At 63.2% G+C, this 13,112-nt stretch carries 12 protein-coding genes; all 12 read left to right on the plus strand.

Translation table 11 applies throughout. The annotated features are described in order from the left end of the window. The 12 genes from lepB to BPNPMPFG_RS00060 all read left to right on the plus strand — a co-directional run bounded on the left by lepB (window position 1) and on the right by BPNPMPFG_RS00060 (window position 12,850). On the plus strand, window positions 1–750 hold the full coding sequence (gene lepB / locus BPNPMPFG_RS00005; RefSeq protein WP_258592650.1) for a signal peptidase I: 750 nt from the start codon (window positions 1–3) through the stop codon (window positions 748–750). Beyond that, the gene (gene rnc / locus BPNPMPFG_RS00010; protein ID WP_258592651.1) at window positions 750–1,496 is read left to right on the plus strand and encodes a ribonuclease III; all 747 of its coding nucleotides are present in this window, start codon (window positions 750–752) and stop codon (window positions 1,494–1,496) included. The genes lepB and rnc overlap by 1 nt, the downstream gene beginning before the upstream one ends. 171 nt (window positions 1,497–1,667) lie before the next feature. After that, the gene (gene era / locus BPNPMPFG_RS00015) at window positions 1,668–2,594 is read left to right on the plus strand and encodes a GTPase Era (RefSeq protein ID WP_258592652.1); all 927 of its coding nucleotides are present in this window, start codon (window positions 1,668–1,670) and stop codon (window positions 2,592–2,594) included. An 85-nt stretch (window positions 2,595–2,679) separates the two neighbouring features. Continuing rightward, entirely contained in the window at window positions 2,680–3,447 is a 768-nt protein-coding gene (locus tag BPNPMPFG_RS00020) for a substrate-binding domain-containing protein (protein WP_258592653.1), read from the plus strand. Between the two features lie 138 nt (window positions 3,448–3,585). Further along, entirely contained in the window at window positions 3,586–4,641 is a 1,056-nt protein-coding gene (locus tag BPNPMPFG_RS00025) for an ABC transporter substrate-binding protein (RefSeq protein WP_258592654.1), read from the plus strand. 3 nt (window positions 4,642–4,644) lie between these two features. Further along, window positions 4,645–5,679, plus strand: a complete 1,035-nt coding sequence (locus tag BPNPMPFG_RS00030) for a FecCD family ABC transporter permease (RefSeq protein WP_258592655.1) — start codon at window positions 4,645–4,647, stop codon at window positions 5,677–5,679. Continuing rightward, complete coding sequence (locus BPNPMPFG_RS00035) at window positions 5,670–6,449, plus strand: ABC transporter ATP-binding protein (RefSeq protein WP_258592656.1); 780 nt, start codon at window positions 5,670–5,672, stop codon at window positions 6,447–6,449. Before BPNPMPFG_RS00030 ends, BPNPMPFG_RS00035 begins: the two co-directional genes overlap by 10 nt. A gap of 692 nt (window positions 6,450–7,141) precedes the next feature. Next, the gene (locus tag BPNPMPFG_RS00040) at window positions 7,142–8,317 is read left to right on the plus strand and encodes a porin (protein WP_258592657.1); all 1,176 of its coding nucleotides are present in this window, start codon (window positions 7,142–7,144) and stop codon (window positions 8,315–8,317) included. Window positions 8,318–8,455: 138 nt separating this feature from the next. Next, entirely contained in the window at window positions 8,456–9,232 is a 777-nt protein-coding gene (gene recO / locus BPNPMPFG_RS00045) for a DNA repair protein RecO (RefSeq protein ID WP_258592658.1), read from the plus strand. Next, on the plus strand, window positions 9,229–9,747 hold the full coding sequence (locus BPNPMPFG_RS00050; protein ID WP_258592659.1) for a PaaI family thioesterase: 519 nt from the start codon (window positions 9,229–9,231) through the stop codon (window positions 9,745–9,747). Before recO ends, BPNPMPFG_RS00050 begins: the two co-directional genes overlap by 4 nt. An 82-nt stretch (window positions 9,748–9,829) precedes the next feature. Further along, on the plus strand, window positions 9,830–12,577 hold the full coding sequence (locus BPNPMPFG_RS00055; RefSeq protein ID WP_258592660.1) for a DUF2339 domain-containing protein: 2,748 nt from the start codon (window positions 9,830–9,832) through the stop codon (window positions 12,575–12,577). A 27-nt stretch (window positions 12,578–12,604) separates the two neighbouring features. Then, window positions 12,605–12,850, plus strand: coding sequence for a type II toxin-antitoxin system VapB family antitoxin (locus BPNPMPFG_RS00060; protein WP_319945967.1), 246 nt, complete (start codon window positions 12,605–12,607; stop codon window positions 12,848–12,850). The last annotated feature ends 262 nt before the right edge of the window (window positions 12,851–13,112 follow it).

The following is a 13,112-nucleotide window of genomic DNA, read 5'->3' on the forward strand; positions in this document are numbered from 1 at the left end:
ATGAGCGTGGCTGAAAAATCTGAGAAGAAATCCGGCGGCCTTGGCGAGACCGTCAGCGTCATCGTCCAGGCGCTTTTGCTCGCCCTGGTCATCCGCACGCTGTTGTTCCAACCCTTTTCGATCCCGTCGGGATCGATGCGGCCGACGCTTCTGGAAGGCGACTATCTGTTCGTCACCAAATGGTCCTACGGCTATTCCCGCTACTCGCTGCCTTTCGGCCCCGACATATTTTCGGGCCGCATCTGGGGCTCCGAGCCGAAGCGCGGCGACGTGGTGGTGTTCAAGTTCCCGCCTGATCCGTCTGTCGACTACATCAAGCGCGTGGTCGGCCTGCCGGGCGACAAGATCCAGGTCAAGGACGGCCAGCTGTTCATCAACGACGTCGGCGTGCCGCGCGTGAAAACCGGCCAGATCGACAATCCCGACATCACCGAGGAATCGCGCCCTATCGATGTCTATAGGGAGACCTTGCCCAACGGCGTCAGCTACGACACGCTCGACTTGAATCCGAACTCGATCGGCGACAACACCAAGGAATTCAACGTGCCGCCCGGTCATTATTTCATGATGGGCGACAACAGGGACAATTCCGCCGACAGCCGCTTCACCGTCGGCTACGTTCCCGCGGAAAATCTGGTTGGCCGCGCCAATCTTGTTTTCTTCTCGATCGCCGGCAAGGCGAGCCCGCTCGAAATCTGGAAATGGCCGTCGCTGATGCGCGCTTCGCGCCTCTTCCATTTCGTCAATTGATGGCTTTGAAGCGCCCGACAGGCGAAACACTGGCCGGTTTGGTGAAGGCCAAGACCGGCCATGTCTTCAAGGATATCCGCTTGCTTGAGACCGCGTTGACTCATTCCAGCGCGGTCAAGGCGGCCAGCAACAATCAGCGTCTCGAATTCCTTGGCGACCGCGTGCTTGGCCTTGTCGTCGCCGACATGCTTTTCGCAAAGTTCCCCGACGCGCCGGAAGGTGAAATCGCGCCCCGCTTCAATGCGCTGGTCGATGCCAAAACATGCTCCGAGATCGGCATCGAAATGCAGCTGGAGGATCTGGTTCGGGCCGACGCTGCCTTGAAGACGCGGTCGCGTGGCTCGGGCGGAAACTATCTGGCGGATGCGGTCGAAGCGCTGATCGCAGCGGTTTACGTTGACGGTGGCATCGACGCCGCGCGGCGGTTCGTCCTGCGTTACTGGGAGCCGCGCTCGCGCACGGTCGTGGCAAAGCCACTCAATCCGAAATCCGATTTGCAGGAATGGATTGCCAAGACCAGCGACGCGCGCCCCGAATATGTCATCGAAAAACGTGAGGGACCCGACCACCAGCCGGTCTTCACTGTATCCTTGCAAGTCAGCGGCTTTGCGCCTTCTATCGGAACCGGCGGCTCCCGCAGGACCGCGGAAGAGGCGGCGGCTTCGGCATTTCTTTTGCGCGAAGGCGTCTGGGCCACCGCATCGGCCCAAAAATCGGAGCCGATTTTTGGAAAGCACGATGCGTAGTTTCAAAGTTCCAGAGCGTCCTTTGCGCGTCCAAGAGGAGGCGCGGCGCTCTAGAGCAATTCCAGGAAAAGTGTGGAACGGTTTTCCGTCCGGAATTGCGTCGAAACAAAGAGATGGAGCGGTTCTGCGTTTCCGTGAAACGATGAACCGCTCTAATGAAGGGAGCGCGGCATGACCGCCACCGAAGAGCCGGCAGCCGAAGCTGCCGCCACGCATTCCGGCTTCGTCGCGCTGATCGGGGCGCCCAATGCGGGCAAGTCGACACTGGTCAACCAGCTGGTCGGCGCCAAGGTGTCGATCGTCACCCACAAGGTGCAGACGACGCGCGCAATCGTGCGCGGCATTGCCACCCATGACAATGCGCAGATCGTCTTTGTCGACACGCCCGGCATCTTCAAGCCCAAGCGGCGGCTCGACACGGCGATGGTGACCACCGCCTGGGGCGGCGCCAAGGACGCCGATATCGTGCTGCTTTTGATCGACGCCGAGCGCGGCATCAGGGGCGATGCCGATGCCATCCTCGAACGGCTGAAGGATGTGCGCCAGCCGATGGTGCTGATCCTCAACAAGGTCGACCGGGTCAAGCACGAGGCGCTGCTGGCTTTGGCCGCGGCGGCGAACGAAAAGGTGCCGTTCAAGCGCACCTTCATGATCTCGGCGCTGACCGGTTCCGGCTGCAAGGACCTGCTCGATTATCTCGCCGAAGCCTTGCCGGCTGGTCCCTGGTATTATCCGGAAGACCAGATCTCAGACCTGCCGATGCGCCAGCTCGCGGCCGAGATCACCCGCGAAAAACTCTATCTAAGGCTGCATCAGGAACTGCCCTATTCCTCCCATATCGAGACCGAGAAATGGGAAGAAAAGCCGGACGGCTCGGTGCGCATCGACCAGACCATCTTTGTCGAGCGCGACAGCCAGAAGAAGATCGTGCTCGGCCACAAGGGCGAGACCATCCGCGCCATCGGCCAGGCGGCGCGCATGGAGATAGCAGGCATCCTCGAACAGAAGGTGCACCTGTTCCTGTTCGTCAAGGTGCGCGAGAACTGGGGTGACGATCCCGAGCGGTACCGCGAGATGGGGCTGGAGTTTCCCCGTTAGGATCGATCAGTGCTTGCCGACCACGCGCGGACGACGTGATGTGGCCTCGGATGATCGGGTTTGAACTCTTGCTGAGATGACAGCCATGGCGACCCCGTCCGATTCGCCCGCGATCGAGATCTATGCCGCGGGCAGCTTGCGTCATGTGCTGCCGGCGCTGGTCTCGGCGTTTTCCGAGATGACGGGCGTTGCGGTGGAAACCCGCCATGGCCCCGCCGGCCTGCTGCGCGAACGCATCGAACAGGGCGATCGGCCCGACCTGTTCCTGTCCGCCAGCATCGATCATCCGGCGCGGCTTGCCGAGCTTGGCCTGTCCGGTCCGCCGGTGGTCTTTGCGCGCAACACCATGGCGGCAGTGGCTCGTCGCGCCGCAAATATGACATCAGGCAATTTCGTCGACCGGCTGCTTGATCCCGCGATCAGGATCGGCACATCGACGCCGCTCAAGGATCCGTCCGGCGACTATGCCTGGGCGATCTTTCGCCGCGTCGAACAGGTCGTGCCGGGCGCGTTCGACGTTCTCGACGCCAAGGCGATGAAGCTGGTCGGCGCCTCCGAGACGGCGCCAACGCCCAGGCCCTATGATCCGGTTGCCAATGGGTTGGCGGACGGATCGATCGATGTCTTTCTCGGCTATCTCACCGGACTGATGGGGCTCGTCGCCGAACTGCCTGATGTCGAGATCGTCGACATTCCGCAGGTGGTGAATGTCATGCCGGAATATGGCCTCGCGGCGATCGAGAATTGCCGCGCGGAGGCCTTGTCCTTTGCGCTGTTCGTGATGTCCGCCGCTGGCCAGCTTCTGTTGCGGCAGTTCGGCTTCACGCCGGTCGCCTTGCCGCAACAGGCCTGATCCCGACCCAACTCGAAAACATCGCTGTCGGTTTTTTCCGTCGGCCACGTCGCATTGCCGAGCGCCACCCAACGTTATATGCGTAAAAATATATCGATGGCGCGGGTCTTGCGCGTTTCCAGGAATCCGGGAGGTCTGATGTCTTTTCACCGCAGAATGGTCATGGCGTTGTGTCTGGCCCTGGCGTTCTGGCCGCTATCGGCCGCGACAGCGTTCTCGCGCACCGTCACCGACCAGCTCAACCGCAGCGTCACTGTTCCCGACAAGGTCGAACGGATCGTCGTGCTGCAGCACCAGACGCTTGATCTTCTGGTCGAGCTCGGCGCCGCCGACAGGATCGTCGGCGTGCTGCAAAAATGGCCGAGCCTCATTCCCGGTATCGACAAATACGCGCCGCGGCTCAAGGGCCTGCCGATGCCGGGGGACCTTTCCACCGTCAATGTCGAGGAAGTGCTGAGCCTCAAGCCCGATGTTGTCTTCGTCACCAACTATGCGCCGCCGGCGATGATCGACCAGCTTTCGAAGGCGGGACTGGCCGTGGTCGCCATTTCGCTGTCGAAGGGCGAGGGGGTCGAGGCGCCGAAGCTCAACCCGACCTTCGCCGACGACGACTATGCCTATTCCGAAGGCCTGAAGAATGGCGTCAAACTGATCGGTGAGATCGTTGGCGAAAGCGCACGCGCCGACAAGCTGATCGACTATGCCTTCGCCAAGCGCAAGATGGTCGAGGAGCGTGTCGGAGCGATCGGCGATGCAGACAGGGTGCGCCTCTATATGGCCAATGCCGACATGGGCACGTACGGTTCCGGCAAATATACCGGCGTCATCATGAAACGCTCGGGTGGCGTCAACGTCGCCGCCGGCGTGCGCGGCGCAACCAAGGTGTCGATGGAGCAGGTGCTGGCCTGGAATCCGCAGGTCATCTTCGTGCAGGATCGCTACGCGCCGGTGGCCGACGAAATCCGCAACGGTGCAGCTTGGCAGCATATCGACGCGGTGACCAAGGACCAGATCTACATCACCCCGGAATACGTCAAACCGTGGGGCTATCCGCTGCCCGAGGCTTTTGCGCTCGGCGAATTGTGGATGGCGAAAAAACTCTATCCCGACCGCTTCGCCGATATCGACATGCAGAAGGAAGTCGACGCCTACTACCAGCAATTCTATGGCCAGGCTTACACCGGTCCGAACTAGGGCATGAGCACCACCGAGATGGCTGAGCGGGCGCCTGCGAGCCGTTTGATGACGGTCGTCCTGATCGTGCTGCCGGTGCTTTTGTTCCTGCTGTCGTTTCTCATCGGCCGCTTCCCGGTGCCGCCGCTGACGGTCATCAAGGTGATTGCGGCGCAGATAGTCCCGATCACGGCCGATTGGCCGGCGGTCGTCGAGTCCGTGGTTTTCGATGTCCGGCTGCCGCGCATCCTGGCCGCCATGGTCGTCGGCGGCGGGCTGGCGATGTCAGGCGCCTGCTACCAGGGCGTCTTTCGCAATCCGCTGGTGTCGCCGTTCACGCTTGGCGTCTCGGCGGGCGCAGGTTTCGGCGCCGCCATCGCCATTCTCCTGTTCGGCCAACGCTACGCCACGCAGCTCTCGGCTTTCATCTTCGGGTTGGTTGCGGTGGCGTTCTGTCTCGGCATGAGCCGGCTCTACCGGCTGAACTCGACCATCGTGCTGGTGCTGGGCGGCATCATCGTCGGCTCACTGTTCTCGGCGCTGCTGTCGCTGCTCAAATATGTCGCCGACCCCAACTCGAAGCTGCCGGTCATCGAGTTCTGGCTGCTGGGCTCGCTGTCATCGGTGTCGATGGCCGATATGGTTGCGGTGCTCATCGTGGCGGTCCCGTCAGCCCTTGCGCTGCTCAGCCTGCGCTGGCGCATCAACATTCTTGCCATGGGCGACGAGCAGGCGCGCATCCTCGGCGTCGATGCCGACCGGCTGCGCATCGTCGTCATCGTGTTGTCGACGCTGATTGCCGCCTCGACGGTGTCGATCAGCGGCATCATTGGCTGGGTCGGGCTTGTCATCCCGCACTTTGCCCGCATCCTCGTCGGCCCGGATTTTCGCCGGTTGCTGCCGGCCACGCTGTCGCTCGGCGCCTGCTATCTCCTGGGCATAGACGATCTCGCCCGAATCATGACGGCGGCCGAGGTTCCGCTGGGCATTCTCACTGCCTTGGTGGGAGCGCCGGTGTTCATCCTCCTGCTCGGCCGCGGTGGACTGGGATGGGCGTGATCCTGGCCGCCGAGCGGATCGCTTTCAGCTATCCCGGCAAGAGCAGCCCGACCTTCCAAAATCTTTCCTTCGGCGTTTCGCCCGGCGAGATTATCTGCGTGCTCGGCCCCAACGGTGTCGGCAAGTCGACGCTGCTCCGCTGCCTGGCGGGTCTGGCGCCGACCAGCTCCGGAACCGTGCGGCTCGATGGCGAGCCGATCGCAACACTGCCGCGCGCCGAGGTCGCCAAGCGGCTGGCGCTGGTGCCGCAGAGCTACGAAACGGTATTTGCCTTCAGCGTCCGCACCGTCGTCGAGATGGGGCGGGCGCCGCATCTCGGCTGGTTCGACACGCCCGGACGCGAGGTTGCCGGACTTGTCCGCGACGCCTTGCACACGCTCGGCATCGCGCATCTTGCCGATGCCGCCTACACCGAGATCAGCGGCGGCGAGCGGCAACTCGTGCAGATCGCGCGCGTGCTGGTCCAGGCGCCGAAGCTGATGATCCTCGACGAGCCGACCGCGCATCTCGATTTCGCCAATCAGGCCCGCTTCCTGTCGCTGACGCGGCGCCTGGCGAAAGCCGGCCTTGCCGTCATCTTCACCACCCATGCGCCGGACCATGCATTCGGTCTCGCCGACCAGACCCTGATCCTGTCGCCAAACTACCCGCCGTCGCTCGGCGCGACCAGGGACATCCTGACCGAAGCGATGCTGTCCCGGACCTATGGCGTGCCGATCCGCCTGATCGGCGATGGCGGCCACATCGCCTGTATCGCCGAGGTCGATTGAAAGACCCGAGCCCCTACTTGTCGCCCAGGGACGTTGCGTCTCAATGGACGCGCGACCAGCTCACATTCTTGCAGACGAGACCGCCGATGCCCGCCATGGCGAGGGACAAGGCGATGGCGATGGCGGCAAGAAGGGTGAGGGGCGTCACGGAGGAATCGTCTTCAACGGTTGGCTGCTGTCACAATCAATAACGCGACAGCGCTTTGGGGAGTTTCGATCGCCGTCGCAAAATGCCCGCCAGCCCGGCTGGCGCCGTCGATGCCTCGTCGAGACGACAGAGCATGATCAATCGAACGCGCGTCATCTGGAGATGAGGGTGGCGGCAAGAATCAGGCCGTTTTCGGGGAAAACAAGGTAAATATTCCGCATTTTTCCTACCATAATAGAAATGTGATGCGTGGAAGTATAGTTAGCCGGGAAATTATTTGAGTATATATTGAATATATGACGCTGTGCCGATTGTGCCATTCGCCATGTCGATAAGTGTTATTTGTGCAACACGGCATTAATCTGTTCACGGAATCGCCGTTATTTCTGGAATCGTCATTGAAGCCAGATGATCGATGGGTATGTTCGCCGCTGAAAAGGGCGAGCGGTGCGAGCCTTTTTCGTTGTGGGGGTGAGGCGGAAAACATTGCCGCCGGCCACAAATCTGAAGCCATTTTTGAAACTATGACTGGAGAGGTCAGAAAATGAACATCAAGAGCCTCCTTCTCGGCTCAGCCGCGGCACTGATCGCGGTGTCCGGCGCGCGCGCCGCCGACGCTGTCGTCGTCGCCGAACCGGAACCGGCCGAATACGTCAAGATCTGCGACGTCTACGGCGCCGGCTACTTCTACATCCCGGGCACCGAGACCTGCCTGCGCATCGGCGGCTATGTCCGTTATGACATCGGCGCCGGCGATGCCGGCTCGTTCGATGGTGTCAACCATGTTCCGGACCACCGGAACGCAGGCGACACGCACTCGACTTACTACAAGAACACCCGCTTCACGCTGAAGACCTGGACTGGCCAGGAAACCGAGCTCGGCACCTTGAAGACCTACACCGAGACCCGCTTCAACTACGGCAACAGCAGCGGCGACTTTAGCAATCAAGCTGCGACCAATGCGAGCAGAGACGACTGGCAAGGCCGTAACAAGTCTCTCTCGCTGCGTTTCGCTTGGATTCAGCTCGGCGGCCTGCGCGTCGGCAAGGACGATACGGCTTTCGATACGTTCACCGGCTATGCCGGCAACGTCATCCAGGATACGCTGGTTCCGTATGGCGGGCAGGAGAGCAACGTCGTTCAGTACTACTTCGACGGAGGCAACGGCCTCACGGGGGTGGTCTCGCTCGAAGAAGGCGCTGGCAGCGTCGGCACCATCGACAGCTATGTTCCGCATGTCGTCGGCGGCTTGAAGTACAAGGGCGACTGGGGTGCGATCACGGGCGTTGTCGCCTATGACAGCAACTACGAGGAAGTGGCCGGCAAGGTTCGTTTGGACGTGATTGTCAGCAAGGAACTGTCGCTGTTCGTCATGGGCGGTTACGGCTCGGACAACAACCTCAAAGATCCGACCAACGCCCTCAATGCCAAAGGTCGCGGCTTCTACAAGCAGTGGGGCGGCAACTGGGCAGTCTGGGGCGGCGGCACCTACAAGTTCAACGACAAGACCGCGTTCAACGCCCAGGTCTCTTATGACGACTGGAAGAACCTCGGCATCGCCGCTAACATTGCCTATACCGTTGTGCCCGGCTTTACGGTCACGGCTGAAGTCGACTACCTCAATGCTGGAAAGTTCGGCGACCCCGACTTCAACAACTGGACCAAGGCCAACAAGAAGAGCAGCCTCGGCGGCATTCTCCGCTTCCAGCGCTCGTTCTAACGGATCGACTGACCTTACCAGGCCGCCCGCAGCATATGCTGCGGGCGGTTTTTTTTATGCACTGTCACGGTGCCGGTCTGTCAGGTGCCAAAAACCCATACCTTGATTTCGCCATCCAACCGGTGAAAAGCTCTGGAAATGGAATGGCGCGACGAGGGAATCATTCTCGGCACCCGCAAGCATGGCGAAACCAGCGCCATTCTCGAGGTGATGACACGCGCGCATGGCCGCCATCTCGGCCTCGTCCGTGGCGGTCGTTCGCGCAAGCAGCAGCCCGTCCTCCAGCCCGGCAATCGCGTCGACCTGTTGTGGCGGGCGCGCCTTGACGAGCATCTCGGCACGTTCCAGGCCGAGGCGATCGAGATGAACGCCGCCCGGCTGATGGACAGCGCGGTGGCCGTCTATGGGCTGCAGACCATGGCCGCGCATCTGCGCCTGTTGCCCGAGCGCGACGCGCATGAAGGTCTCTACGAAACGCTTGCCGTGATGATCGTCCACCTCGACGATGCCGACGCCGCCGGCGAACTGGTGGCGCGCTTCGAGCTTCTGGTGCTCGACGAACTCGGCTTCGGCCTCGATCTCAGTCAATGCGCCGCTACCGGCACGCGGCAGGACCTGGCCTATGTTTCGCCGAAATCGGGACGTGCGGTGTCGCGCGAAGCCGGTGCGCCATGGCGCGACAAGATGCTGGCGCTGCCGGCCTTCCTGCAGCGCGGCTCGGGCCTGCGCGCCGATCCGGCGGCGGTCGACGACGCCTTCCGGCTGACCGGCTTCTTCTTCACCCGCCACGTCTATGAGCCGCGCGGCATCGAGCCGCCGGACGCTCGCACCGGCTTCCTCGCGGCACTGCGCAAGCACCATGCGACGCGCAAGGCCATCGCCGGAGAAACGGCCGCCAGAGAAATCATCACATGAGCGAAGTCGAATTGTATCCGGGCCGGGTCTCGCCGCTCGGCCTCGGCACCATTCCGCATGCCGACATCTTGAAATACACTGGTCTGGACCTGCTGCAGCGCATCATCGACGGCAAGTATCCGGCGCCGCCGATCTCCTTCCAGCTCAATTTCGCGCTGACCGAAGTTTCGGAAGGCCGTGCGGTGTTCCGTGGCGTGCCCAACGAACGCCACCTCAACCCGCTGGGCAGCGTGCATGGCGGCTGGGCGGCGACGCTGCTCGATTCGGCACTGGCCTGCGCCGTGCAGACGCTGCTCGAAAAAGGCGAGGCCTATACGACGGCGGAGTTCAAGGTGAATTTGACGCGGCCGATCACGCCGAAGACCGGCGAGGTGGTCTGCGAAGGCAAAGTCGTCCACAAAGGCCGTACGCTGGCGGTGTCGGAAGCGACGCTGAAGGATGCCGGTGGCAAGCTGCTGGCTTTCGGCACCGAAACATGCTCGATCTTTCCTGCAGCCAACCTGGCGGCGCGTTGAGTTTGCGGCCGTTTGGCCGCCGCATTTGAATGTCAATGAGACTGGACGTCAGTGAAGGCTGGCCTGGTTTGGGGGAACCGCCATGTTTGAAAGCCTGATCGGCCTTGTCGCCATCATCGCCTTGTTCGTCATCATTTCGCGCCAGCAGAGCCGCATCGGCCTGGTCGAGCGCGAACTGGGTGCGTTGCGCAGCCTTGTCCTTTCCGGCGCCGTGCCGCCCGTGGCCAAGCCCTCCGAACAGGCCGCGGCCGACAGCGTGCTCGCCGATGTGACTCCCGCCGTCGCGGCGACGGCCGATGTCACCTCGCCAGCGGTGAGCGAGGAGGCCACCACGCAAGCACCGGGTACAGAGGCGGAAGCCCCAGCCGGCGAGGTCGTGTCCGGCCCATGGGCGGCAGGCGAGGCGGCGCCGAAGGCAGCGGAACCTGCGGGGCCGGCCGCAGTGGCGAAGGCCGCCCGCCAGTCCGATGTCGAGACCGCGCTCGGCACCCGCTGGGCGGTCTGGGTCGGCGGCATCGCGCTGGCGCTGGGCGGCCTGTTCCTGATCCGCTACACCATCGAGGCCGGCATTTTCGGCCCCGGCGTGCGACTGACCATGGCCGGGCTGCTCGGCCTGGTGCTGGTCGCCGGCGGCGAGTTCATCCGCCGCACCGGCTTCAAGGTGCCGGTGCAAGGTGCCGCCGGCGCCTATATTCCGGCGATCCTGACCGCGGCCGGCGCCTTCATCCTGTTCGGCACCGTCTATGCCGCGCATGGCATTTACGGCTTCATCGGCCCCGCACTCGCCTTCACGTTGCTCGGCGCCATCGGCGTGGCAACGATCGCAGCCGCCCTTGTCCATGGCCAGGCGCTGGCCGGCATCGGCCTTATCGGCGCCATGGTGACGCCGATGCTGATCGCCTCGCAGGCCCCCAATCCGTGGGCGCTGTTCGGCTATCTCTCAATCGTGCTTGCCGCCACCGGCGTCATCGCCCGCATGCGCGACTGGAAATTGCTGATGGCGGCAGCCTTTTTCGGCACCGGTGTCTGGACCATCCTCTACATGACCGATGCGCCGGGTGCGAACCTCTCCACCATCCTGTTCATCGACGCCGTCACGCTGGCCGTGCTCGCCCTCGTCTGGCTCGGCCGCCGTGGCAATGAGGCCGGACCAGCCAGGGCTTTCGACTGGCCGTCCATCGTGCCTGGCCTGTTCGTCGCGTTCTCGGCGCTGGGCCTGTCGGTCGACCCGGTCTTCGCTGCCGCCGGCGATGCCTTGCCGGGCGCCGTGCTGATCGCCGCAATGGTGGCCGTCGCGCTCTACCGCCCGCTGGCGCTGCCGCTGCTTCATGCGGCCGGGCTGGCGACGGTGCTGATCTATCTCGGCATCATTCCGCCGACCTCGATCGCCTCCGACTTTTCGGGCAGTGCCTTGAGCGTCAATGGCCTGCCAGTGGCCACGTCCAACGCGCTGACATTGCGCATCGGCATCGTGCTTGGCCTGGTGTTCATCGGCGCCGGCTTCTGGGCCGCCCGCAGGTTCGCCGCCGCGACATGGGTCCGCGCCGCCTCGTGGGCCGCATGGGGCGTCATCGCGCCGCTGGTCATCCTGCTGGCGCTCTGGTTCACCTTCGGCAATCTCGACCGTGACTTTGTCTACGCCGCCGTCGCGGCACTGCTGGTCGTGGTTTTTGCCGCCGGCGGCGAATGGATCGCACGCAGCGAGGAACCGCCGCTCAAGGGCGGCGTGGCGGTTTCGTTTGCCCTGAGCGGCGCGGCCATCGCCGGCCTCTTGATGCTGCATATGGCTTTCGATTCCGGCTGGACCACCATCCTGCTGGGTGCCGCGGCCATCGTGCCGGCGCTGGCCACGCGCTGGCGCTCCTATCCGGTGCTCGGCTGGATTTCGGTTGGCGCGGCGATCGCCGTGCTCGGCCGCGTCGCCTTCGACCCGACCATCGTCGGCACCGAACTCCTCTCCACGACGCCCGTCTTCAACTGGCTGCTGCCGGGCTATGGCATACCGGCGCTGGCCTTCGGCTTCGCTGCCTGGCAGCTTGCCCGCACCACCAATGGCCGGCCACGCCTCGCCATGGAAGCGGCTGCGGCATTGTTTGCGCTGCTCACGCTGGCCATGCTGGTTCGTCACGCCATGCATGGCGGCGTCATCAACAGCACTGCGCCGACGCTCGCCGAACAGGCGATCTACACGCTGATCGCCATCGGCGCCGGCGCCATCCTGGTGGCCATCGACAGGCGCTCGCCAAGCTCGGTGCTGCGCTATGGTTCGATGGCGGCCGGCGTGGTCTCGGTCGCCTTCGTCGTCATCCAGCATTTTTTGGTGCTGAACCCGCTGTTCACCGACGAATCGACCGGCCAGATCCCGGTCTTCAACCTTTTGTTCCTCGCCTATCTCCTGCCGGCAGTCGCCGCCGGCGGATTGGCGCTTTATGCCCGCGGCAAGCGGCCGAAATGGTACTCGGCAATGCTGGCGCTGGTGGCGGCGCTGCTTGCCTTCGCCTACGCCACGCTCTCCGTCAGGCGCCTGTTCAAGGGCGAGTTCATTGGCCTGTGGAGCGGTCTCGGCCAATTGGAAACCTACACCTATTCGGCGCTGTGGCTGGTGATAGGCGTGGCATTGCTCACCGCCGGCGTCTGGCTGAAGTCGCAGGTGCTGCGCGTTGCCTCGGCGGCGCTGATTGCGGTCGCGGTGCTGAAAGTCTTCATCTTCGACATGTCGGAGCTGGAAGGCGTGTTGCGGGCGCTGTCCTTCATCGGCCTCGGCGCGGTGCTGATCGGCATCGGCCTGTTCTACCAGCGGCTGCTGACACGGGCGGCGAAAGGGAGTTGAGGCGGCTGGGGTGTCGGGATATTCAAAATGGAATATTTGATGGACGCGCTGGCGACGCAACTGCAGCGCGAGACCAACGCTCCAAGCAAGACGGAAGCGGTGCGGACCGCGCTTTTGCACGAGCTCGAGCGCAACCGCGCCCGCAAGCCGCTGCGCGAGAGGATTTGCCGTTCTTCAAGCTCAGGCAGCTGCATTGGGACTATCCGATCCCAACTTCGACATGAAGGCGTTTATGGACGAGGCGTGGGAAGACTGATGTTCGTCGGTGCTTAGGTGATCGTTGCAGTTCTTGGCAAAGAACCGGGCAGCGAGGAATGCTCAAGCAGGTCGCCGGCTCCGGCGGTCCGCTACAGAGTTCCGCGCTTCTATGATTTTCTTCAGACGGATATGACGTAAGCCGGAGTTTCAACGATCGATAGCCGGGAATAAAACGGGCTCCTGCATCGTTATTGCATTGCTTGGGTGACCGGGGCGGCGGACCGCTTCGCGCTGGCCGCTTGCGCCGTGCCGAGAAGGCGCGTTCAATCGGGATCAA

The organism is Mesorhizobium sp. AR07 (genome assembly GCF_024746815.1).
In the GTDB taxonomy this organism is placed as follows: Bacteria; Pseudomonadota; Alphaproteobacteria; order Rhizobiales; family Rhizobiaceae; genus Mesorhizobium.